Below are 1389 nucleotides of genomic sequence, written 5' to 3'. Positions count from 1 at the left end.
GGGGACTGTAAGAAAAACGGTGTAACTCCTGATCAAGGAGACACCTGATGACCGTGACGACAGACGCCGTGAATACTTCGGCGGTGGCCAAGAAGAAGACTCCGGCGACCAAGCCGGAGGGTGTGGACGCCGAGTTGGTCGGCCGGCTGGTGGAGCAGGCCCGCGCAGCGGGCCTGCAACTGACCGGCGAGGGCGGCCTGCTGCAGCAGCTGACCAAACGCGTGATCGAAGCCGCCCTCGACGGTGAGATCACCGATCACCTCGGCTATGACAAGCACGACCCAGCCGGCAAAGACGGCGGGAACTCCCGCAACGGCGCCCGGGCCAAGACGGTGCTCACCGACGTGGGCCCGGTCGAAATCACCGTGCCCCGTGACCGTGACGCCTCGTTCGAGCCGCAGATCGTTAAAAAGCGGCAACGCCGGCTCACCGGGGTAGAAGACATGGTCTTGTCGCTGTCCGCCAAGGGCCTGACCACCGGAGAGATCAGTGCGCATCTGGCCGAGGTCTATGGCGCGCAGGTGTCCAAGCAGACGATCTCCACGATCACGGACAAGGTTCTCGAGGGCATGGCCGAGTGGCAGAACCGGCCCCTCGACAAGGTGTATCCCGTCGTGTTCCTGGACGCGATCAACGTCAAGGTCAGAGACGGCAAAGTCGCCAACCGGCCCATCTACGTCGCGTTGGCGGTCACCGCCGAGGGCACCCGCGACATCCTCGGACTATGGGCCGGAGACGGCGGTGAAGGCGCCAAGTTCTGGCTGAGTGTGTGCACCGAGCTCAAGAACCGCGGCGCCGAGGACGTCCTGATGGCCGTCTGCGACGGCCTGACCGGCCTGCCCGACGCCATCAACACCGTCTGGCCCAAGACCGTGGTGCAGACCTGCGTGGTGCACCTGCTCAGAAACTCGTTCAAATACGCGGCCCGCCAGCACTGGGACGCGATCGCGAAAGCGTTGAAGCCGGTCTACACCGCACCCACCGAAGCTGCCGCCGAACAGCGGTTCCTCGAATTCGGCGAGGTGTGGGGCGAGAAGTATCCGGCGATCGTGAGGTTGTGGACCAACGCCTGGGCCGAGTTCGTGCCGTTCCTGGCCTTCGACATCGAGATCCGCAAGGTCGTCTGCTCCACCAACGCCATCGAAAGCGTGAACGCCCGGATCCGCCGGGCCGTGCGGGCCCGCGGCCACTTCCCGAACGAGCAGGCCGCCCTCAAATGCGTCTACCTCGCGGTGATGTCCCTCGACCCGACCGGCGCCGGCCGACGCCGTTGGATCACCCGCTGGAAACCCGCTCTCAACGCCTTCGACCTGGCCTTCGACGGCCGCCTCACCGCAGGCCGCAACTGATCACCACAACATCGAGTTACACCGTTTTCTTGACAGACCC

1 protein-coding gene is annotated in these 1389 nt (G+C 65.0%); it reads left to right on the top strand.

The features are described from left to right. Positions 1-47: 47 nt before the first annotated feature. Positions 48-1349, top strand: a complete 1302-nt coding sequence (locus NAG42_RS43825; protein ID WP_250038496.1) for an IS256 family transposase — start codon at positions 48-50, stop codon at positions 1347-1349. The last annotated feature ends 40 nt before the right edge of the window (positions 1350-1389 follow it).

It is taken from the genome of Paractinoplanes maris, assembly GCF_023544465.1.
In the GTDB taxonomy this organism is placed as follows: domain Bacteria; phylum Actinomycetota; class Actinomycetes; order Mycobacteriales; family Micromonosporaceae; genus Actinoplanes; species Actinoplanes maris.
This window is presented reverse-complemented; position numbering and strand designations above follow the sequence as displayed.

Excerpts from the sequence above, each read along its gene's own strand:
- NAG42_RS43825 (WP_250038496.1), top strand. The coding sequence starts at position 48 with ATGACCGTGACGACAGACGCCGTGAATACTTCGGCGGTGGCCAAGAAG.